The 20,280-nt window shown below is 71.0% G+C and carries 19 protein-coding genes; 10 read left to right on the top strand and 9 right to left on the bottom strand.

The window, feature by feature from the left end:
• Nucleotides 1-74 precede the first annotated feature (74 nt).
• The gene (locus IZR02_RS00385; protein WP_025105208.1) at nt 75-482 is read left to right on the top strand and encodes a pyridoxamine 5'-phosphate oxidase family protein; all 408 of its coding nucleotides are present in this window, start codon (nt 75-77) and stop codon (nt 480-482) included.
• A gap of 21 nt (nt 483-503) precedes the next feature.
• Here the strand turns inward: IZR02_RS00385 and IZR02_RS00380 are convergent, their stop codons facing one another.
• The gene (locus tag IZR02_RS00380) at nt 504-1,211 is read right to left on the bottom strand and encodes a ZIP family metal transporter (protein WP_025105207.1); all 708 of its coding nucleotides are present in this window, start codon (nt 1,209-1,211) and stop codon (nt 504-506) included.
• A 79-nt stretch (nt 1,212-1,290) separates the two neighbouring features.
• Between IZR02_RS00380 and IZR02_RS00375 the strand changes: the two genes are divergently transcribed.
• Genes IZR02_RS00375 through argG form a run of 3 tightly spaced genes read left to right on the top strand, consistent with a single transcriptional unit; the run spans nt 1,291 to nt 3,412 of the window.
• The gene (locus IZR02_RS00375; RefSeq protein ID WP_029989927.1) at nt 1,291-1,524 is read left to right on the top strand and encodes an AbrB/MazE/SpoVT family DNA-binding domain-containing protein; all 234 of its coding nucleotides are present in this window, start codon (nt 1,291-1,293) and stop codon (nt 1,522-1,524) included.
• Nucleotides 1,487-1,924, top strand: coding sequence for a PIN domain-containing protein (locus IZR02_RS00370; RefSeq protein WP_051582279.1), 438 nt, complete (start codon nt 1,487-1,489; stop codon nt 1,922-1,924). Before IZR02_RS00375 ends, IZR02_RS00370 begins: the two co-directional genes overlap by 38 nt.
• Nucleotides 1,925-1,966: 42 nt before the next feature.
• Complete coding sequence (gene argG / locus IZR02_RS00365) at nt 1,967-3,412, top strand: argininosuccinate synthase (RefSeq protein WP_025105204.1); 1,446 nt, start codon at nt 1,967-1,969, stop codon at nt 3,410-3,412.
• A 48-nt stretch (nt 3,413-3,460) separates the two neighbouring features.
• Here argG and IZR02_RS00360 read toward each other — a convergent pair whose 3' ends face one another.
• Nucleotides 3,461-4,168 carry a GntR family transcriptional regulator gene (locus tag IZR02_RS00360; protein WP_025105203.1) on the bottom strand — a complete coding sequence of 236 codons (708 nt, stop codon included), beginning with the start codon at nt 4,166-4,168 and terminating at the stop codon, nt 3,461-3,463.
• Between the two features lie 201 nt (nt 4,169-4,369).
• Here IZR02_RS00360 and IZR02_RS00355 point away from each other — a divergent pair, with 201 nt between their 5' ends.
• From IZR02_RS00355 to IZR02_RS00335, 5 genes are all read left to right on the top strand, one after another.
• Nucleotides 4,370-4,996, top strand: a complete 627-nt coding sequence (locus IZR02_RS00355) for a TetR/AcrR family transcriptional regulator (protein WP_025105202.1) — start codon at nt 4,370-4,372, stop codon at nt 4,994-4,996.
• On the top strand, nt 4,993-5,754 hold the full coding sequence (locus IZR02_RS00350; RefSeq protein WP_025105201.1) for a hypothetical protein: 762 nt from the start codon (nt 4,993-4,995) through the stop codon (nt 5,752-5,754). The genes IZR02_RS00355 and IZR02_RS00350 overlap by 4 nt, the downstream gene beginning before the upstream one ends.
• Nucleotides 5,751-7,586: a YhgE/Pip family protein gene (locus IZR02_RS00345; RefSeq protein ID WP_025105200.1), complete on the top strand. Its 1,836-nt coding sequence runs from the start codon at nt 5,751-5,753 to the stop codon at nt 7,584-7,586. The genes IZR02_RS00350 and IZR02_RS00345 overlap by 4 nt, the downstream gene beginning before the upstream one ends.
• Before the next feature lie 132 nt (nt 7,587-7,718).
• Entirely contained in the window at nt 7,719-10,361 is a 2,643-nt protein-coding gene (locus IZR02_RS00340) for a penicillin acylase family protein (protein ID WP_029989921.1), read from the top strand.
• A gap of 35 nt (nt 10,362-10,396) precedes the next feature.
• On the top strand, nt 10,397-11,158 hold the full coding sequence (locus IZR02_RS00335; protein ID WP_025105198.1) for an alpha/beta fold hydrolase: 762 nt from the start codon (nt 10,397-10,399) through the stop codon (nt 11,156-11,158).
• 66 nt (nt 11,159-11,224) lie between these two features.
• Here IZR02_RS00335 and mnhG read toward each other — a convergent pair whose 3' ends face one another.
• The 6 genes from mnhG to IZR02_RS00305 are packed head-to-tail and all read right to left on the bottom strand — an operon-like array spanning nt 11,225 to nt 17,579.
• A complete protein-coding gene (gene mnhG / locus IZR02_RS00330) occupies nt 11,225-11,614 on the bottom strand; it encodes a monovalent cation/H(+) antiporter subunit G (protein ID WP_025105197.1) in 390 nt (129 codons plus the stop codon).
• On the bottom strand, nt 11,611-11,880 hold the full coding sequence (locus tag IZR02_RS00325) for a monovalent cation/H+ antiporter complex subunit F (protein WP_025105196.1): 270 nt from the start codon (nt 11,878-11,880) through the stop codon (nt 11,611-11,613). The genes mnhG and IZR02_RS00325 overlap by 4 nt, the downstream gene beginning before the upstream one ends.
• On the bottom strand, nt 11,877-12,470 hold the full coding sequence (locus IZR02_RS00320; protein ID WP_025105195.1) for a Na+/H+ antiporter subunit E: 594 nt from the start codon (nt 12,468-12,470) through the stop codon (nt 11,877-11,879). The genes IZR02_RS00325 and IZR02_RS00320 overlap by 4 nt, the downstream gene beginning before the upstream one ends.
• Complete coding sequence (locus IZR02_RS00315; protein ID WP_062766066.1) at nt 12,467-14,020, bottom strand: Na+/H+ antiporter subunit D; 1,554 nt, start codon at nt 14,018-14,020, stop codon at nt 12,467-12,469. Before IZR02_RS00315 ends, IZR02_RS00320 begins: the two co-directional genes overlap by 4 nt.
• Entirely contained in the window at nt 14,017-14,607 is a 591-nt protein-coding gene (locus IZR02_RS00310; RefSeq protein WP_025105193.1) for a Na(+)/H(+) antiporter subunit C, read from the bottom strand. Before IZR02_RS00310 ends, IZR02_RS00315 begins: the two co-directional genes overlap by 4 nt.
• Nucleotides 14,607-17,579, bottom strand: a complete 2,973-nt coding sequence (locus IZR02_RS00305) for a Na+/H+ antiporter subunit A (protein ID WP_062766063.1) — start codon at nt 17,577-17,579, stop codon at nt 14,607-14,609. Before IZR02_RS00305 ends, IZR02_RS00310 begins: the two co-directional genes overlap by 1 nt.
• 120 nt (nt 17,580-17,699) lie before the next feature.
• On the opposite strand from IZR02_RS00305, the gene IZR02_RS00300 reads away from it, so the two are divergent.
• A complete protein-coding gene (locus IZR02_RS00300) occupies nt 17,700-19,202 on the top strand; it encodes a hypothetical protein (RefSeq protein WP_025105191.1) in 1,503 nt (500 codons plus the stop codon).
• A 13-nt stretch (nt 19,203-19,215) separates the two neighbouring features.
• On the opposite strand, the gene IZR02_RS00295 is transcribed toward IZR02_RS00300, so the two are convergent.
• A complete protein-coding gene (locus IZR02_RS00295; protein WP_025105190.1) occupies nt 19,216-20,277 on the bottom strand; it encodes a LacI family DNA-binding transcriptional regulator in 1,062 nt (353 codons plus the stop codon).
• Nucleotides 20,278-20,280 lie beyond the last annotated feature (3 nt).

Here is a 20,280-nt window from a genome sequence, read left to right as displayed (position 1 = left end):
TGATTCCGGTCGGACGCCTCGATGATCCGACGCGCCGTGGCTACACTGGCGGCACAGGGGGAGGGAGCGTCCGCATGATCCACGAACTCGACGAGCAGCAGTCCTACGAGTTGCTGGCGACCACCACGGTGGGCCGCATCGGATTCGTCGACGAGGGCCTGGTGCAGATCCATCCGGTGAACTTCGTCGTCTCGGGGCACGAGCTGCTCCTGCGCACATCTCCGGACGGCCACCTGGCGGCCCTCTCCCGCGAGTCGGCCGAGGTCTCGTTCGAGGTCGACTACCACGATCCGATCGGCGGCCTGGGCTGGAGCGTGCTGATGCACGGTGTCCTGTCGCAGGTACCCGAGGAGGACGCGGCCGGGGCGGCGGCGCGGGTGCATCCGTGGGCCGGAGACGACCGCGACCTCCCGCTGTCGTTCCGCATCGAGCGCATCACCGGACGCAGCGTCCGCCGCGACGCCCGCACGGGCGGCGTCTGAGCCGCCGAGCGCGCGTTCCGCTCAGGACGCGAAGGCGAGACCGGCGGCGAGCGCGAATCCGAGGACGGTCGCCAGCCCCGTGGACTCCTTCGCCTTCGACTGCGCCTCCGGGACCATCGAGTCCACCAGCATGACGAGCAGGGCGCCCGCGGCGAAACCGCTCGCCCCCGAACGGAAGACCTCGCCGGTCACGCTGGCCAGCGCGAAGCCGGCGACCGTCGCCAGCGCGCACACCACGGCGACGCCGGCCCACAGCAGCAGCACTCTGGACCGTCGCACGCCGCCGTCGAGCAGGTCGGCGGCGGAGCCGATGGACTCCGGGAGGTTCGAGACGAGGATGGCGACGACGAGCGCGATGCTCACCGGCTCCCCCGAGGCGAGACCGATGCCGAGGACGAGCTGCTCCGGGATCCCGTCGAGGAGGGCGCCCACCGCGAGCTGGCCTCCCCCGGCCTCGCCCTTCTTCCTCGCGGCCCTGGCGTCGAGGATGCGGGCGGCGATGTAGTAGCTGAGGGCTCCGAGGGCGACGCCGGTGACGAGCGGGATCGGACCACCCCGGTCGAGCCCCTCCTCCCACAGTTCGAAGGCGATGGAGGCCATCAGCGCTCCGGCGCCGAAACCCAGCACGATGCCCAGCCACCGCGGCGGCCAGGTGCGCAGCATCGCGAGCACCGCGCCGACGAACAGGGGCGCCGCCGCGACGGCTCCCCACAGAATCGCTCCACCCATGTCCGACCTCCCGTGCGCCCACTCTCTCACTTCCCGCAGCCGACACTCGTTCCACCCACCCGAATGGTATTCTCTCGGCATGAAGGCAACCATGGACAAGGCAGGACGAATCGTGATCCCTGCCGCACTCCGCGAGCGTGTCGGATTGGTCCCCGGGCCGGTGGACCTCGTCCTCGACGGCAACGGCATCCGGATCGAGATCGAGGCCCCCGACAACCTCGTCGAGAAAGACGGCCGCCTCGTCATCCGCTCTTCCGGCACCACCCTCACACCTGATGACGTTCGCGAGCTCCGCCTTGCCGACCAGCGCTGACTTCGTCCTCGACACGAGTGCCGCGGTCGCTCTTCTCGTGGAAGACCACACGGCGCACGGCGCGGTGCAGACCTTCTGCGCCGGTGCGGCCCTCGGCCTCGCCGGACACGCCTCGGCAGAGACGTACTCCGTCCTGACCCGCCTGCCACCCCCAGCTCGACTGACCCCGGCGGCCGCCGCGCTCGCCATCCGCACCGCCTTTCCCCGTTCGGTGTCACTCGCGGAGCACACCGCGCTCACCGCCGTCGATGTTCTCGCCGATGCGGGGATCTCCGGCGGGGCGGTCTATGACGGCCTCGTCGGCCTCGCCGCACGGGATGCCGGCGTCCCGCTCGTCACGTGCGATCGCCGCGCGCTGGGCACCTATGCGGCGCTCGGCGTCATGACGCGGCTCGTCTGAGGCGAGACGGGACGACACGCCGCCGCCGATAGACTGGGAGCCATGTCCAAGGTCCTCCAGTCCCTGCCCGTCGGCGAGCGCGTCGGCATCGCCTTCTCCGGAGGACTCGACACCTCCGTCGCCGTCGCCTGGATGCGCGACAAGGGCGCCGTCCCCTTCACCTACACGGGTGACCTCGGACAGTACGACGAGGACGACATCGCCTCGATCCCCGGGCGCGCGCTGGAGTACGGCGCCGAGGCCTCGCGCCTCATCGACTGCAAGACGGCGCTCGTCGAGGAGGGCTTCGTCGCGCTCTCCTGCGGCGCCTTCCACATCCGCTCCGGCGGCAAGACCTACTTCAACACCACGCCGCTGGGCCGCGCGGTCACCGGTACCCTGCTCGTGCGTGCGATGCGCGAGGACGGCGTCGACATCTGGGGCGACGGCTCGACCTACAAGGGCAACGACATCGAGCGGTTCTACCGCTACGGCCTGCTCGCCAACCCCCGCCTGCGCATCTACAAGCCCTGGCTCGACGCGGACTTCGTCACGGAGCTCGGCGGTCGCCAGGAGATGAGCGAATGGCTGGTCGCGCACGGCTTCCCGTACCGCGACTCGGCCGAGAAGGCGTACTCGACGGATGCGAACATCTGGGGCGCGACCCACGAGGCGAAGACGCTCGAGCACCTCGACGTGTCGCTGGAGACCGTCGACCCGATCATGGGCGTGAAGTTCTGGGACCCGTCCGTCGCCATCGAGACCGAGGACGTCTCGGTGACGTTCGAGGGCGGCCGTCCGGTCGCGATCAACGGCGTCGAGTTCAGCGACCCGGTGGCCCTGGTTCAGGAGGCGAACGCGATCGGCGGGCGCCACGGCCTCGGCATGAGCGACCAGATCGAGAACCGCATCATCGAGGCGAAGTCGCGCGGCATCTACGAGGCTCCGGCCATGGCGCTGCTCTTCATCGCGTACGAGCGCCTCGTCAACGGCATCCTCAACGAGGACACCCTCGCCACCTACCACGAGCAGGGTCGCCGCCTCGGCCGCCTCATGTACGAGGGCCGCTGGCTCGAGCCGCAGTCGCTCATGCTCCGCGAGTCCATCCAGCGCTGGGTCGGCTCGACGATCTCGGGCACCGTGACGATCCGCCTGCGCCGCGGCGACGACTGGACGATCCTCGACACCGTCTCGCCGAACCTGTCGTACGGGCCGGAGAAGCTGTCGATGGAGCGCGTCGGCGACGCCGCGTTCGGCCCGGTGGACCGGATCGGCCAGCTCACGATGCGCAACCTCGACATCGCCGACTCCCGCGCCCGCCTGGAGCAGTATGCGGGCCTCGGCCTCGTCGGCGGCGCGACGGGCGAGCTCGTCGGACGGGTGACCGCGGGCGAGTCGGCCGAGATCACCGAATCGGTGCACGGCTCGATCTCGGAGGCCGACGAGAATCTCGCGGACGCCGTCGACACCGCTTCCGAGCGCGCGGCCTTCGACTCCGGCACCGACTGAGCGCACGGGGCGCCGCGGCTCACCGGGCGCCCCTCCCTGGGGCCGCGATCAGGACGCGGCGGCGAGCGGACGCGTCGGTGCCACCGCGCGGTCGACGATCCCCGGCAGCACGTCATCGAACAGCGTCATGAGGGCGGCGCGCATCGCCGCGGCGTCGCGTCCCGGGAGCACGACGGCGATCCGTGCGACCGCGGCGCGCACATCCGACCAGTCGAAGACACTCCCCGCGCGACGGGCGACGCACGCGAGAAGCATGCCCAGGTTCCCGACCAGCTCGGCACGCTCCGTGTTGCCCTCGATCCGGGCGAAGGCCACGGCGAGAGCACGCAGGCCTCCGCCGAACGCGGCTCCGTCCCGCCACCGGACCGCCAGGGCCACATCGTCGACGAGCTCGTCCAGGTACGCGAGGTCGTCGGCGTGGAGCACCGTCATCGTGCGCCGGACGGAGCCGATCCAGACGTCGCCGAACAAGGCCACCACGTCACGCGCCCGGTCGCCGTCGAGCGCGGTCACCCACCGCGTGCCATCGCGGCGCACCGCGACGAGCCCGACCGCGGCGAGGCGGTCGAGGGCGCGGAGCACCTCGGCCGGCCGGGCGTCGAGTGCGACAGCGAGGTCTCGCTCGTCCAGCCGTGTCCCCGGCGCGAGCGCCCCCGAGACGATCGCGTCCGTCAGCCTGTCCTGCAGACTGCGGTGCCGATCCCCTGCCACCGATGTCGCACTCCCCGCGCGCACATCATCCTTCTTCTCGATCATGGCGTCCCCCCGCCGTTCCCTGGACCGATCCCGCCGGAGTCCCGGTCCGGACCGGTCTCTCCGCTGAGATGCGCCGAAGCGCGACGCGTAACATAACACAGCGCGGCCCGAAGGAACCTCCGCGTCCTTCCGCACGGCCGGAACGCTGCGAGGTTGCTGAGTTATCTTGCACAGAGCTGTGCACGTTATTACCATGAAGGGATGACCACTCGCGCCCTTCGTCGCGACGCTGCGGAGAACCGCGCCGGCATCCTGTCCGCGGCTCGCAGCGCCCTTGCCACCGACCCGCACGCCTCCCTCGACGCGATCGCCCGCACCGCCGGCCTGTCCCGCCGCACCCTCTACGGGCACTTCGAGGATCGGGACGCCCTGATCCGCGAACTCGTCTCCACCGGCGCCCAGCGCTTCAACGCCATCGCCGCTTCGATCGACGACCCCGACGCCCGCCTCGCTCTCGCCCGACTGGCCGCCCGGCTCTGGGAGGAGGCGGGGCACATCCAGGTCGCCGCCGCGCTCGCCCTCGACGAGGCGCACGTCGAGCACACCGCGGCGGCCCTTGCGCCGTTGCGCCGGAGCGTCGCCGCCCTCGTACGACGGGGACAGGAGGACGGCAGCTTCCGCACGGACCTCGCCGCCCCGACGCTCGCCCGACTGATCGAGGAGATGGCGCGCACCGTCGTCTCCCGCACCGACGCGCAGAGCCGCGGCGCGGGAGACGTCGCCGTCCGGGCCGTGCTCAGCATCGCGGGGCTCTCCTGGCGCGAGGCCGACGAACTGCTCTCCACTCACCAGGACATCACCGCCGAGGACCAGGAGGTCCGCGCATGAGGATCACGTTGCACGAGGTCAGCAAGGGCCGCGCCGGCCAGGCGCTTCCGTCCATGAGTCTCGAGTTCCACTCCGGCGCCGTCCGCTACGCCCTCGCGGAGACCGAGCAGCGGCCGACCGTGCTCGGCCTCATCGCGAGCGGGCGGATGCGTCCGGACACGGGCCGCGTCACGATCGATGCGGCGGCGAGCCCGAAGGAGCTGCGCCGCCGCGTCGCGCTCGTGGACGCCCCCGACGTGAGCGACCCGCACCCGGACATCACCGTCGCCGGGGTGGTGGGCGAGGAGCTGATGTTCGCCGGACGCGGCGCGACCCCGCTCCACGCCCGCCGCTGGCTCGGCCGGGTGGGGTACCAGGAGCTCGCCTCCGTCCCCATCGGCTCGGTCGACCCGGCCGCGCGCGTGCGCATCCTGTGCGAGCTCGCGGTGCTCCGCGAGGACGTCGAGGGCATCGTCCTCGTCGCCCCGGATCGTCACGGCGGCAGCCCGGACGGATGGTGGCGCATCGCGGCCGAGTTCGCGGACCGCGGGTACGCGATGCTCGTGATCGTCGGCGGTTCCGCCGCCGTCGCCCTCGAGCGGATGCACGAGTTCGATGCGATCAATGCGTCCGGACCGATCGAGCCCCTGGTGCTCGAACGTCCGGAACCCGCGGCGGACACGCCGGAGGAGAGCGTGGCGGCGGACGGATCCGCGACCGACGATGACGCCCCAGACCAGGGCGAACCCACGACCGATGAGGAAGGAGAAGCGCGATGAAGGTTCCCGCCATGATCGCCGCCGAGCTCCGCCGCCTGAGCGCGAGCCGGATGGGCATCCTCGCCCTCGTGGCCCTGATCTGCGTGCCGATCCTCTACGGCGGCCTCTACCTCTGGGCGAACCAGGATCCGTATGCCAAGTTCTCCGAGGTCCCCGTGGCCCTCGTGGTCGACGACGAGGGCGCTCCCGCGCCCACGACCGGTACCGAGCCGGCGACCGACGAGACCGTCAACTACGGCGAGGACGTGGCGGAGAACCTCATCGAGGGCAACGCCTTCGACTGGCAGCGCATGACCGAGGACGAGGCCGCCGACGCCCTGCGGCACGGCGTGGTCGACTTCACCGTGACGATCCCGGCCGACTTCTCCGCCGCCCTCACCTCCGCGGCGGGCGACGACCCGCACCAGGCCCGGATCGAGCTGGAGACGAACGACGCGAACAACTACCTCGCCTCGTCGATGGGCTCGCAGGCCGTGGAGAAGATCCGCAGCTCCGTCGCCGAGATGGTCGGCAGCGAGGCCGCGGAGAGACTGCTGACCGGGCTCAGCGACGTGCGCGACAACCTGGTCTCCGCGACGGACGGCGCCACGCAGCTCGCCGACGGCGCGAGCACCGCGGCCTCCGGCAGCACGTCCCTCGCCGACGGCACAGCGCAGCTCGCCGAGGGCTCCGCGCACCTCGCCTCCGGGGCGCAGACCCTCGCCGACGGCGCCCAGCAGGTGAGTGCCGGCAACCGCCAGCTCGCCGACGTCGCCGACCGGGCCGGAGCCGCAGTGCAGGAGGCGACGAATGCGCTGCCGCAGGTGCGCGCGGACATCACCGACGTCCTCACCGAGCAGGGACTCGCGCCTGAGGAGATCGACGCGGTGCTCGCGCGCCTGGATCCTCTCGGCACCCGGATCGAGGAGGGCAACGCCCAGGTGCAGGACGCGGTCGGCAAGGTCGATCAGCTCGCCGCCGGTTCCGCCTCGCTGGCCGCGGGGGCGAGTGATCTCGCCGGCGGCGCCGGCACCCTCGCGACGGGCGCGGCCGCGGCGAACGCGGGCGCGGCCCAGCTCCGCGACGGTCTGCAGACCCTGTCCTCCGGGACCTCGGAGCTGCGGGACGGCCTCGCCGACGGCGTGCAGGCCATCCCCGCCTCCACCCCCGACCTGCGCTCACTGCAGGCCGACACGATCGCCGACCCGGTGAAGGTCTCCAGCGACAAGGTCGCCTCCGCCGAGGACTACGGCGCGGGCCTCGCCCCGTTCTTCGCCGCCCTCTCCGCGTGGATCGGCATCTATGCGCTGTTCCTCATCGTGAAGCCGATCTCCCGCCGCGCGGTCACGGCGCTGCACTCCCCGATCCGGATCACGCTCGCGGGCTGGCTGACGCCGGCGATGCTCGGCGCGGTGCAGATGCTCGGGCTGATGGGCATCCTGGCGCTCACGCTCGGCTTCACGTTCGATCATCCGCTGGGCACCCTCGGGGTGATGATGTTCGCCTCGGCCACGTTCGCCGCGATCATCCTCGCCCTCAACGTCTGGCTCGGCTCCGTGGGGCAGTTCCTCGGGCTCGTCCTCATGGTGCTCCAGCTCGTCACCGCGGGTGGGACGTTCCCGTGGCAGACCCTGCCCGCTCCCCTCGCCGCGCTGCATCACGTGCTGCCCCTCGGCTACGTCGTCGACGCCATGCGCCAGCTCATGTACGGCGGCGACTACGCCCGGGCCGGCTGGGATCTGGCGGTGCTGGGCGCCTGGCTGGCGGGGGCCCTGCTGCTGGCGATGATCGGGGTGACCCGCATGACGCATCGCCGCACGCTGCGGGATCTGCAGCCCAGCCTCATCGGCTGAGCCTCCCGCTCGCCGCGGTCCGTCCCGCGGCGAGCGCGGGAAGGCTATGATGCGAGAGCGCGTACCCGTGAAACGCGTACTGGGGCTCGGTGGGACTGAGTCCCACCTGGCTACCCGAAAGAGTTCTCGACGATGATGACCGATTCGCCGGCGTCCGCCGTTCCCCCGCGCCTCTCCTTGGGTGCCCGCATCGGACGCATCGCGTTCCTCGTGGTCGCCGCTGTCGTGATCGTGGCCGTCGCCGCCGCGTTCTTCGTGACGTGGACGATCCAGCGCTCCTTCCCGCAGACCTCCGGCACCACGACGCTCGACGGCCTGAAGGCGGAGGTCACCGTGCAGCGCGACGCCAGCGGGGTGCCCTCGATCACCGCTGACTCCTCGGACGACCTCTTCTTCGCCGAGGGCTTCGTGCACGCGCAGGACCGGTTCTTCGAGATGGACTTCCGCCGCCACGTCACCTCCGGGCGGGTCGCCGAGCTGTTCGGCGCATCCCAGGCCGGCACCGACGCGTTCCTGCGCACCCTGGGCTGGCGCACCACCGCCGAGGCCGAGGTCGAGGCGATGGACGACGTCACCCGCGGCTACTACGAGGCCTACGCGGACGGTGTCAACGCCTACCTGTCCTCGCGTTCGGGCGCGGAGCTGTCGCTCGAGTACGCGGTCCTCGGGCTGCAGAACCCCGACTACGAGCCGGAGCCGTGGGAGCCGGCGGACTCGGTGGCGTGGCTGAAGGCGATGGCCTGGGATCTCCGCACCAACGTCGAGGACGAGACCGAGCGCGCACTGCTCGCCGGGCAGCTCGCCGACGACCCGGACGCCGACGTGGAGGCCCTGCTCGGCACGCTCTACCCGGACTACCCCTTCGATCGGAACCCGGTGATCGTGCCCACCATCTCCACCGTCCCGCCGCTGGAGCCCGGCGCCGAGCCTGCGGCCTTCCCCACGCCTCAGGGCGACGGCGAGGCGCAGCAGGCGCTCACCACGGTGGAGTGGGAGGAGACGTCCTCCGTCATCGAGGCGGCGAGCATGCTCGTCGGCGACGTCGGCGAGGGCATCGGCTCTAACTCCTGGGTGGTCTCCGGTGACCTCACCGAGTCCGGGATGCCGCTGCTCGCCAACGACCCGCACCTCGGCGCCTCGCTCCCGTCGGTCTGGTACCAGGTGCAGCTCAAGTGCTCGACGGTGGACGAGGACTGCCCGTTCGACGTCGGCGGGTTCTCCTTCTCCGGACTGCCCGGCATCGTCATCGGCCACAACCAGCGCGTGGCCTGGGGCTTCACCAACCTCACCACCGATGTCACCGACCTGTACGTCGAGCGCATCGAGGGCGACTCCTACTGGCGCGACGGCGAGCTCGTGCCGCTGGAGGAGAGCACGGAGACCATCGAGGTCGCCGGCGGGGACGACATCGAGCTCACCATCCGCTCCACCGTGCACGGACCGATCATCTCCGGCCTCACGGACGACTTCACCGCGATCGCGGACGACCCGACGCCCGGGCTCACAGCGGAGGGCACCGTGCCCGATGCCCCCGGGTCCGACGATGCCGAGTACGCCGTGAGCCTGCGGTGGACGGCGCTCGACCCCGGCACCACGGCGACGGCGATCTTCGCGCTGTCGACCGCCCAGGACTTCGAGGACTTCCGCCGCGCGGCCTCCCTGTTCGACGTGCCGGCGCAGAACCTCATCTACGCCGACGTCGACGGCAACATCGGCTACCAGACCCCCGGCCGCCTCCCGATCCGCGGGGCCGGCGACGGCTGGATGCCGCAGCCCGGATGGGACAGCAGCTACGACTGGACCGGGTACATCCCGTTCGAGGAGCTGCCGGTGTCCTACAACCCCCGCTCCGGATACATCGTCACGGCCAACAACGCCATCGTCACCGACGACTACGAGCACTTCCTCTCGCGGGACTGGGACCAGGGCTACCGCGCCGCCCGCATCGCCCACCTCATCGAACGCCGGGCCGCCGCCGGGCCACTGACGGCCGACGACATGCGCGAGATCCAGATGGACGGCGAGATGTGGATCGGCACGCAGCTCGTGGCCGCGATGGCCGACGTCGAGGTCGAGGGAGCGGGTCCGCAGCGCGCGGTCGAGCTGCTGCGCGGGTGGGACGGGCAGAACAGCGCGTCGTCCGCCGGGGCCGCGTACGCGAACGTTCTGTGGTCGAACCTCGTGCAGAACATCTTCGCCGAGCGCGAGCAGCCTCTCCCGATCGACGGCCAGGGCCGCCTGTTCACCGTCGTCGGCGCGATGCTGGAGGACCCGGACGACCCGCTGTGGAGCAACCCCGAGCTCGATGTCGACGGCCGGGACGAGATGCTCGCGCTGTCGGCCGAGGAGGCGTACGACGAGCTGTCCGGGATCCAGGGCACGGACGTGGCGCGCTGGAACTGGGGCGACCTGCACGCCCTCACCCTCACCAGCGACACGTTCGGCTCCTCCGGCATCGCCCCGATCGAGGCCCTCTTCAACCGTGGGCCCTATCCGGTGGGCGGCGGGGCTTCCGTGGTCGATGCGACGGGGTGGCAGCTCGGCGTCTCGTACGCCACCACCACCGTCCCCTCCATGCGCATGGTCGTCGACCTCGCCGACTTCGACGGCTCGACCTGGATCCACCTGACCGGAGCCTCCGGTCACGCGTTCCACGCGCACTACGTCGATCAGACGAAGGACTGGTCGACGGGGGTCCAGCGTCACTGGGCGTTCACGCCGAAGGCCGTGAAGGCGGCCGCGGTCGACACCCTGACACTCACGCCCGCCGGCTGAGAGGCGGGTGGAGGGTGCTCGGCTAGCGTGGACAGGTGCCCACCAGCTACCTCGCCCCGAAGGGGACGCCGGCCACCCTCCTCGAGTTCGAGCACGGCGGTGCGACCCTGATCGCCGAGACCTTCGGCGACGGTCCGCCCACCTACCTGCTGCTGCACGGCATCGGCATGGGGCGCAGCGTCTACCTCGACCTCACCCAGCGGCTGCAGGGGCGGGTGATCGCGCTCGACCTCCCCGGCTTCGGCGAGGCCCCGGAGCCCACGCGGACGCTGACGATGCAGCGGCACGCCGACCTGGTGGCCGCCTATCTCCGGCATGTCGACGCCGACCCCGTCGTGGTGATCGGGCACTCCATGGGCAGTCAGATCGCGGCGGAACTCGCCGCCCGGCATCCGTCCCTCGTGGCCGGGGTCGTGCTGGCGGGCCCGACCGTCGACAAGGCCGAACGGAACATCGGCGCCCAGGCCCGCTACCTCCTCCAGGACCTCCTGGGCGAGCGCCCCCTCGTGATCTGGCGCGGTGCCCGCGAGTACCTCCGCGGCGGCCCGCACCTGATCCGCAAGATGCGGGCGACCATCGTGCATCAGCCGGAGAAGGCGTTCGTGCGCATCGCCTGCCCGGTGCTGGTGCTGCGCGGCGAGGACGACCCGCTGGCCCCGATGAGCTGGTGCCAGGACATCCTCGACGCCATCCCGGGGGCGGAGCTCGCCGTCATCCCGGACCACGGACACGGCACCCTCATCAGCGACTCCGAGCCCGCCGCCCGCCTCATCGAGGCCTTCGCCACCCGCACCTAGCCCTTCGAATCGCTCACTGTGCGGCATCTGCGGCCGAAATGGAGCACAGTGCGCGACTCGAAACGGTCAGCCGGCGGCGGGAGGGGTCTGCTTCGACTCGGCGAGCTCGTCGACGACGAGACCCCGCTGCTCGATCGTGCCGTTGCGGTAGGCCTGCCGGCCCACCATGTGCGCGGACAGGGGCGCGGTCGCGAACTGCATGAGCACCACGGGGGCGACGAGCACGAGGCCGAACAGCACACCGCCGACGGACCGCTGCGACAGCGCGATCGCCACGCAGATCAGCAGCAGCCCGAGCACCTGCGGCTTCGTCGCGGCGTGCAGTCGCGTGGGCACGTCGCGGAAGTGCAGGAGCCCCACGGAGGCGGAGAGGCAGAGGATCGCCCCGAGCAGGATGAGCACGAGCACCGCCACGTCGACGACGGCATCAGGGATCATCAGACCGAACACGTTCATGGTGTCGTGTTGTCCCTTCTCGCGACGAACCGGGCGACCGCGATCGATCCGAACACACCAACCGCCGCGATGATGAGGAGCACGGGGATGTTGCGGGTGTGGCCGTTGATGGCCATCTCGGCGCCGAGCACGCACATGACCTCGGTCAGCAGCACGTCGGCGGCGACGGCACGGTCGAGGATCGACGGACCGCGGACGATGCGGATGACGGCGAGGATCGCGGCCACGCCGAACACGGCGAGGATGATGAGGAGCAGGGTGTTCATCGGGCACCGCCGATCGTCGCGGGGTCGATGCGGCCGGCACGCTCGTCGGCCTTGAGCGCCCGGTACTGGGTCGGATTGCCGAGCGCCCGGACGATCCGTTTCTCCCAGCCGAGCACGCCCTGCCGCTGCGTCTCGACGTCCTCCCGGCTGCGCACGCCGATCACGTGCAGGTAGAGGATCCCGCGGTCGCGGTCGGCCTCGACCACCAGGGAGCCCGGGATGAGCGACGACACCACGGCGACGTGCGTCATGACGAGGTCATCGGCATAGCGGAGCGGCACCGCGATGATGGCGGTGCCGGGCTGCCGGCGGAAGTCGAACACCTGCACGGTCACCGAGAGCGCGCCACGGAGGATCGCGAAGAGGAACTGCACCACGAACAGCGCGCCGTACCAGAGGTTGATGCGCCCGGAGAGCTCGACCGTGGGCAGGCGGAACACCCGCGTCACGAAGATCGCCACCACGAGTCCCGTGAGGAAGGAGAGCACCGTGAACTGGGCCCACAGCAGCATCCACAGCACGATCAGCCAGGCGAGGAACGGCAGCTGCATGCCGATGTCCCGCCAGACGCTCTTGGTCTCGGGGCTCATCCCTCCACCTCGTCTTCCAGCTGGACGAGGTTGACCGGCTGCAGCAGGCCCGCCCCGATACGGTCGCACAGAGCGTACAGCGGTCCGGCGAAGATCGTCAGGGCCACCGTCACGGTGACCATCCCGGCAGTGGCCACGGTCATGATCTTGGGGATGTGCCGGCGCTCCTGCTGCTCATCCGCGGCGGGGGCTCCGGTGAGGTACGAGATGCGCCCCTCGGTCTCGGTCGAGTCCTCCTCCTCACGCCAGAACGCGAGGTTCCAGGCCCTCATGAGGGCGTAGAGGGTGAGCAGCGACGTGATGATGCCGCCGAAGATGAGCACGATCATGAGCGGGGTGCCCACGGACGCGGCCGCTTCGAACAGGGCGAACTTGCCGATGAACCCGGAGAACGGCGGCAGACCACCGAGGTTGATCGCCGGGATGAAGTACAGCAGCGCGATCACGGGAGCGATCTTGAGCAGACCCTTGACCCGGAGGATGGAGGTGCTGCCGGCCCGACGTTCGATGAGTCCCACCGCGAGGAACAGGGTGGTCTGCACGACGATGTGGTGGACGATGTAGTACACGGTCGCGCCGATCGCCGCCGGGGTCGCGATCGCGAGACCGAAGATCATGTAGCCGACGTGGCTGACGAGCGTGAACGACAGGATCCGCTTGAGCTCGGCCTGCGCGACGGCGCCGAGGACCCCGACGATCATCGTCGCCAGCGCGATGATGAGCAGCAGCGTGTCGATGCTGTTCGAGGCGAAGAGCTGCGTCTCCGTCCGGATCAGTGCGTACACGCCGACCTTGGTCAGCAGGCCGGCGAACACGGCGGTCACCGGCGCGGGGGCCGTCGGGTAGGAGTCGGGCAGCCAGAACGACACGGGGAAGATCGCGGCCTTGATCCCGAAGGCGACCACGAGCATGAGGTGCAGCACGAGCTGCGTGTCCTGCGGCAGCTCCGCCATCCGCTCGGCGATCTGGGCCATGTTGACCGTGCCGAGGGCGCCGTAGATCATCGCGATCGACGCGAGGAACAGGATCGACGAGACGAGCGAGACGACGATGTAGACCGCGCCGGTGCGGATGCGCGACTCCGTGCTGCCCAAGGTGATCAGCACGTACGAGGCCACGAGGAGGATCTCGAACCCGACGTACAGGTTGAACAGGTCGCCGGCGATGAAGGCGTTGAAGATGCCGGCGGCGAGGATCAGGTACGAGGGGTTGAAGATCGAGATCGGGGTCTCGTCCGGCCCGTCGGCCACGCCCTGACCGATGGAGAAGAGGAGGACCGCGAGCAGCACCACGCTGGAGACGAGCACCAGGAGCGCGGCGAGACGGTCGACGTAGAGGACGATGCCGAACGGCACCGGCCACCCGCCCACCGAGACCGCCAGCGGGGAGCCCGCGTCGACGACGACGAGCAGCACCGCCGCGATGACGGACACGACCGCGAGTGTCGCGACGGTGACGAACACCTGCAGGCGCGCATTGCGACCGAAGACCAGGGTGATCGCCGCACCGAGGAGCGGCAGGGCGACGAGGAGCGGGACGAGCGTGGTCATGGCCTGCCCTCCCCGTCTGTCGTGTCGTCGTCCCGGTCTGCAGCGCCGTCGGCGGCGCCATCGGGTTCGGGCTCCGGCTCGGGGACGAAGGGCGCGTCGTACGGCGCGTCATCGTGGATCGCCGGGTTGTCGCGCATGTGCAGGACGGTGATCGGAGCGGTCTGCACGCCCACGAAGTCGGTGGTGGCGTCGTCGTCGCCCGACTCGGACTCGTCGTCCATGAGGTCTTCGTCGGCGTCGGTGCGCTCGCGCAGCGCGATGTCGGCCTCGTCGTCCTCGACCGTGTCCGCCTGGCCGAGCTGCCACGACCGGTAGATGAGCGCGAGCAGGAACGCGGAGACCGCGAACGTGATGACGATGGCGGTGAGCGTCAGGGCCTGCGGCAGCGGGTCGCTCAGGTCGCCCTCGGTGCCGAAGAACGGCGCGTTGCCCGGCACGCCCATCACGATGAGCAGCAGGAGGTTCGTGGCGTTGCCGAGCAGGAGGAAACCGATGAGGACGCGGGTGAGGCTGCGCTCCAGCATCGCGTACACGCCGCACGCGAAGAGCACGGCCATGATCGCGATGAGGGCCAGCGAGACGTCCATCAGCCGTTCCCCCCTGCCCGCGAGGAGAAGTCGACGGCGACGCCCGCGCCGGTGCGCTGTGCCGCCTGCCGGTCCACTTCCGCACCGAGACTGCGGAGCACGTCGAGGACGAGTCCGATCACGACGAGGTAGACGCCGATGTCGAAGATCGTCGAGGTGACGAACTCCATGTGTCCGATGCCGGGGATCTCCCACTCCCAGAAGGTGCTGGTGAGCGGCGCGAGGCCGAAGAACAGCGGCACGACCGCGGTGCCCACGGCGAGGATCAGACCCGTGCCGAGGAGGCGACCGGCATCGGTCGGCGCCGCAGCGCCCAGCTCCCAGCGCCCTCCCGCGATGTAGCGCATGACGAGCGCCATGCCGGCGACGAGCCCGCCCGCGAAGCCGCCGCCGGGGAGGTTGTGCCCGGCGAAGAGCAGGAAGATCGACACGACGATGATCGTGTGGAACAGGATGCGGACGATGACCTCGAGCAGGATCGACCGGTTCTCGGGCTTCATCTTCTGGCCGCCGACGAGCCAGGCGCGCGGCGCCGAGCGGTTCTCCGCGGTCTGGAAGCGCACACCGTCCGTGGTCTCCACGAGTGGCCGACTGCGCGCGGACTTCCGCACCGAGCGGGGCAGGGTCTTCGTGGCGGCGAGGAGATCGGCGCGGTGCGTGACGAACACGAGTGAGGCGACACCGGTCGCGGCGAGCACGAGCACGGAGAGCTCGCCCATCGTGTCCCAGCCGCGGAGGTCGACGAGCGCCACGTTGACCACGTTCTTGCCGTGGCCGATCTCGTACGCGATCTCCGGGAAGATCGCCGAGATCGGGTCGGCCACGCGGGACTGGGTCGCGACGACGGCGACGAACGCCATGGTGAGGCCGACGCCGATGCCGAGGAGAGCGCGCGGGATGCGGCTCACGGAGGCGTTGTGCTCGCCCATGCGCGCCGGCAGTCGGCGCAGGACGAGCGCGAAGGTCACCATCGTCACCGTCTCGACGAGGATCTGGGTGAGCGCGAGATCCGGTGCCCCGCTGGTGGCGAAGAGCACGACCATGCCCAGACCGGTGACCGAGGCGAGCACGACGCCGGTGTAGCGCTTGCGCGCACGCACCGCCACGACGCCGGCGACGGCCATGATCGGGGCGACGGCGAGCTGGGCGGGCGTGTGCCACAGCGAGAGCTGGTAGCGGTCGATGTCGCTCGCCACCAGCGCGGTGACCTCGGCGGCGACGAAGACGACGAAGATCGTCCCCACGTAGACGGGCAGCGAGCCGCGCTGGGTGAGCGTCGTGCTCAGCACCGAGAGCCTGTCGATGCCGCGCATCACCACGTAATAGGCGTCGGCGGCGGTGAACGGCAGCAGGCGGGGGCGGCGGTCCCACCCGGTCCGGCGCGTGAGCAGGAAGAGTCCGATGCCGAGCAGGATCGACAGGATCGAGATGCCGAGAGCGGGCTCGAGGCCGTGCCAGAGGGCGAGGTGACCAGGTCCCTCGACGGCTGCCCCCTCGTGGTCGAGTCCCGGGGTCGCGGTCAGCGCATACGGCTGCAGGGCGACGTCGAGGGCCGGGGCACCGATACCCGCGGCGAGCGTCACTCCGGCGAGGATGATCGGCGCGGAGAGGAAACCCACCGGCGGGTCGGGCCAGACCGTGTCCGGCTGCCGCTGTCCCTCGGCATCGCGCTTGGTCCAGAACGCGCCCCAGAGGAAGCGCACGCCGTATGCCGCAGTGAGCATGGATCCGAGAGCGACGCCGATCAGGGCGACGAGGCCCCACACCGAGCCGCCGAGGGCGTCGTCCAGGAGCGCCGTGAGCGTCGATTCCTTCGCCACGAATCCGATGGTCGGGGCCACGCCGGCCATCGACGCCACGGCGATGAACGCGGTCGTGGCCATGACCGGTGCCTGGCGGCCGACGCCGGAGAGCTCGGTCACGTCACGGGTGGACAGCTGCCGGTCGATCACGCCGACGATGAGGAACAGCGCCGACTTGAACAGCGCGTGCCCGATCACGAGGGCGATGCCGGCGAGCGCCGCCGCCTGCGTGCCGTAGCCGACGACGACCGCGAAGAAGCCGAGCTGGCTCACGGTGCCGAACGCGAGCACGCGCTTGAGGTCGGTCTCCCGCAGCGCCTGGATGCCGCCGAGCAGCATGGTGAGGATGCCGAGCGTGAGCACGATCGGCCGCCACGTCGGGCTGAAGGCGAAGATGGGCGCGAAGCGGGCGATGAGGTAGATGCCGGCCTTCACCATGGCCGCGGCGTGCAGGTAGGCGCTGACCGGGGTGGGGGCCGCCATGGCGCCGGGCAGCCAGAAGTGGAAGGGGAACAGCGCCGACTTGCTGATGGCGCCGATCAGGAGCATGACGATCGCCGCATCGACGATCGGGCCGGTCGGCGCGATGGCGAGGATCTCCCGGATGCTCGACGTCCCGGTGTCGACGACGAGCAGCACGACGCCGACGAACATCACCAGTCCGCCCAGGGTGGTCACGAGGAGCGCCTGCAGCGCGGCGCGTCGGCTGGCGGCACGGCGGCGGTAGTGACCGATGAGGAGGTAGGAGAGGATGCTCGTGGCCTCCCAGAACATCACGAGCATCACGAGGTCGTCGGTGAGGACCAGACCGTACATCGCCCCCGCGAACGCGAGGAGGACGCCCGCGAACTGCCCGATGCCGGCGGCCTCGTCGTGGAAGTACCAGCGGCAGTAGAGGAGCACCAGCGCGCCGACGCCCGTGACGATGAGCGTGAGGACCCACCCGAGGACGTCCATGTTCATGGACAGGTTCAGTCCGAGCTGCGGGATCCACGGCACGGAGACGAACGGCACGGGGCCGTCGAGCACCTGCGGCGTGAGCACGAGTGCATGCACGAACGCGGCGGCCGGAACGAGGGCGGCGACGGCGAAAGCCTGAGCTCCCAGCCAGCGCACCAGGACGGGCATCAAGAGCGACCCGAGAAGGAACACTGCGAGGAGCATCAGCATATACGCGGCTCCTCGGGGCTCGTCGGCCGTGTGGCTCAGGCGGGCGGTCTCCGTACAGTTTACCGGGCCGAGGCGCCTGTCGGCCCCGCGAGCTTCGAGATCGCGTGTCAGAGTGGTCGCATGCGGCGGGTCTGGGGGCGCGAGCTGGCGGGGTGGGCGGGCGCGCTGGCGCTGGCGCTCCTCGCCGTGGGACACCTGGCGACGTCACCCCGATCGCTCCTGATGTTCGACGACGGGGACTCGCTGATCGTGGCCCTCGTCGGCCGATCGATCCTGGATGGGGGTGGGGGCGACTGGGCGCTGTCCAGCGTGCTCTTCCTGCCCGAGATCGCGGTGTTCACGGCCCTCGATGCCGTGCTGCCGTTCGACGTGAACGGCGTGCTGGCGGTCAATGCGGTCGTGAACGTGCTCGCGCTCTACGGGGCGATCCGGCTCGTCGCCGGGCGGTGCGTCGAGGGTCGCGCACCGGTCGCCTGGTCGGTCGGCGCCCTCGCCGTGTTCTGTCTCCTCATCGTCACGGAGTCCTCGCCGTCCCGCGACGCGCTCGAACTCGCATCGCTGGTGCTGACGACGACGTACTACTCCGCGACCGTCGTGGGCGTGTTGCTCGCCGTCGGCCTGTGTCGGCGTTTCCTCGATCGCCCCCGCAAGGGTGCGGCACTGCCCGTGTCTCTGGGGATGGTCGCGACGGTGGCGACCCTCAGCAATCCGCTGTTCGCCGCTTGGGCCGCGGTGCCCCTCTCCCTCGTCCTGGGCGGCCTCTGTCTCACCACGCTCGCGGTCCGGCGCCGGGGTCTCGCGCTGATCGCCGCGCTGGTCGGGGGCAGCATTCTCGGCTTCCTCGGTCGCATTCCCTTCTCGGCATGGATCGCGAACTCCGGCGCGGGCTACATCCAGCCCGCGGAATGGATCCACTCCGCCGCGTACTACGCCGGCCTCGCGATCGATCGGCTGTCGTCCCCCGGGGGGGTGCTCGGCACGGTCGCCGTCCTGGCGCTGACGCTGCTCGCGGTCGTGCGGACGGCCCACGCGTCGGACGCCGGTGACCGCCTGGTGGCCACGGCCGCCTGGGCGCTCCCGCTCATCGTGCTCGTCGGCGGCATCGCGGCGGGGACGCACGCGGCGCGATACCTGCAGCCGCTCGTCTTCGCCCCGATCCTGGCTCTCCTCACCGTGCCGCGCGTCCGGACGCGGCGAGCCACGCTGACGCGGGTCGTCTCCGCCGTCGTCGCCGTCGTCCTCCTCGTCGGTGGCGCCGCGTCCGTACCCCGCATCGTGCAGGCGGCGAGCGCTCCCGACCCCGACCTCGCCTGCGTCACGGACTGGGTGGACTCGTCGGGGCGCACCGGGGCAGGACAGTTCTGGACCGTGCGGCTGCCGAAGCTGCACGCGACCGACCCGGCCCGGCTCGTGCAGGTCGACCACGAGCTCCACGGGTACGCGTGGCTGGTGGACCGCCGCGACTTCGCGGCGGGTGAGGTGTCGTTCCTCGTCGAGGACGCGCAGACGGTGGCGTGGAACCTGCCGACCGCCGCGACGCCCACGGACGTCGTCGCGTGCGGGCGCTACCGCATCCTCGACTACGCGCCGGCGACGCTTCCCCTCGGGCCAGCGCGTTCCTGACCGGTGCGCGCGGTCAGCGCGACGGAGGCGGCGCGGTCGTGGTGCCGGCGCGGAAGACGCAGTGCAGGTCCTGCGTGATGCCCGGCTCACCGCGCAGCATCCTGGCGACCTGCTCTCCCGCCGCCCTCCCCTTCTCGACCGCCGGCTGCACACTCGTGGTGAGGGTGAGATCGCCGAGGCCATCGAGGGGGATGCCGTCGAAACCCGCGACCGAGAGGTCTTCGGGAACGCGGAGTCCGAGCTCCTCCGCGGCGCGGATCACACCGACGGCCAGCAGGTCGCTCTGCGCGAGCACCGCGGTCGGGCGGGTGTCGGGATCCGTGAGCAGCATCCGCCCGACGAGGATGCCCTCGTCGATGAGGCTGCCCGAGGCCGAGATCGCCGGTGCGTCGGGGAAGACCTCCCGCATGCCGGCGAGGCGGTCGACCGTCACGTCGACGGTGGCGTGGGCCAGACGCTCCGGCGTGATGAGGGTGCGCTCGCGCTCGGCGTCCAGCGAGAGCGTGACGAGCGCGACGTCCCGGTGTCCGAGGTCGCGCACGTGCCGGGCGATCTCGGCGGAGGCGGCGACGTTGTCCAGGGTGATGCGCGGGACGTCGAGCCCCGCGTCCCCCTCGATGACGACGACCGGGAGGCCCCGTCCGCGCACGATCTCGAGAGACGCGCGGGTGCGGCCGGAGCAGCCGATGAGCACCACCGCGTCGACGGGGGCGCTCGCGATGGCCGAGCCGTCCTCGCCCGGCTCGTCGCGCATGAGGAGGATTCCGGCGCTGAGGTCGGCCAGGCCGTCGGTGAGGCCGTCCATCATGGCGGTCGTCACGGGGTCGAGGAAGGCCGCGCGCAGATGCCCCTCGAGGACCACCGCCACGATGCCGCTGCGTCCGCGACGGAGGGAGGCGGCGCGCGGGTCGGGCCCCGTGTAGCCGAGGTCGGTCGCGGCGGCCAGCACCCGGTCGCGGGTGGCGGGTGCGACCTTGGCCTTGCCGCTGAAGACGACCGACGCGGTCGAGGTGGCGACCCCCGCCTCGCGAGCCACATCGGCGATCGTGGGCCGGCGCGGCGTCTCCCTGGTCATACT

Origin of the sequence: Microbacterium paraoxydans, assembly GCF_019056515.1 — a bacterium.
Lineage (GTDB): Bacteria > Actinomycetota > Actinomycetes > Actinomycetales > Microbacteriaceae > Microbacterium.
The sequence above is the reverse complement of the archived record's forward strand: the minus strand, read 5'-3'. Positions and strand labels throughout refer to the sequence as shown.